Raw genomic sequence first — 1,142 nt, 5'->3', positions numbered from 1 at the left:
TCATTTATATCATCTATGGTTATTTTATATTATTTAGTATTGAACTATATATAATCTGAACCTAGAATCTTAACAATATTTCCAACCATTCAAAATCAATATATTTACATAATCAGGAGAGGTATTATGGGCAATTACCATTACCCAAGAAGAATTAAGCAAACTATCAACTATTTTAACAGAGATGTAGCGGGAATAATTAAATGGCATAGAATTTATTGATTATCAAAATTAATTCTTAGTCCATAAAAAGAAAAAAGCTAAATCTTATTTCATATCTAGCTTTGGTTATAAATTAGGTAGTCTTTATATATTAATTTATAAGTGTTTATTGTATTCTAATTCTTTATAAGTCATTATAGTAGATAAATCCTGTTCTATACTGCGTTTTACATCAGGGCGTTTTAAATCTTCTTGTATCCCTAAAAAGTAACCATCACTCATACCGAAGAATTTACACAAGCGTAGATCTGTATCTATGGTAATATTTCTTCTACCCTTTACTATTTCATGTATTCTAGTTGCAGGTACATGAATAGCTATAGCTAAAGCATTTTGTGATATATTTAATGGTTTTAAAAATTCTTCTACTAAATACTCACCAATATGAGTTTTAATATATTGTTCTGTCATTTTTTACTCCTATTTTAATAATAATCTACTATTTCAACATCAATTACATTATTATTTTCCCAAATAAAACAAATACGCCATTGTCCGTTAATTCTTATACTGTATTGCCCTTGTCTGTTTCCTCTTAATATTTCTAAATTATTTGCAGGAGGAAGTCTTAACTCATCTATATTCTTAGCTCGGTTTATAGAAGCTAATTTATGTAAAGCTCGTACTTGAATATCATTAGGTATCTTTTTAGAAAACTCTTTATGCCATATTTTCTGTGCTTCTTTATCTTTAAAGTTAATTATCATTTTTTCTACAATATATTTTATTATGTTTTTAGTATAACCAATTAAGGAATATGTGTCAAGTATATATATTTTAATAAAATAATATATTTCCCTTTAAATATCTATAAATTATGCTATTTTATAATTAAATGAAACTATATATAAGGGAATATAAGAAAATGAATAAGGAAGAGTTAGTTAGTGCTATTGCTAAGAAGTCTGCTTTAAAGAAAA

At 25.2% G+C, this 1,142-nt stretch carries 2 protein-coding genes; both read right to left on the bottom strand.

Going from position 1 to position 1,142, the window contains the following annotated elements; all coding sequences use genetic code 11:
- Positions 1-318 precede the first annotated feature (318 nt).
- Positions 319-633 (bottom strand): HigA family addiction module antitoxin, encoded by a 315-nt coding sequence (locus tag ACQCX0_RS00570; RefSeq protein WP_462562127.1) that lies wholly within the window; start codon positions 631-633, stop codon positions 319-321.
- A gap of 14 nt (positions 634-647) precedes the next feature.
- Complete coding sequence (locus ACQCX0_RS00565; RefSeq protein WP_462562125.1) at positions 648-929, bottom strand: type II toxin-antitoxin system RelE/ParE family toxin; 282 nt, start codon at positions 927-929, stop codon at positions 648-650.
- Positions 930-1,142: the final 213 nt, after the last annotated feature.

This window comes from Candidatus Hepatincolaceae symbiont of Strigamia maritima, assembly GCF_055505085.1.
This window is presented reverse-complemented; position numbering and strand designations above follow the sequence as displayed.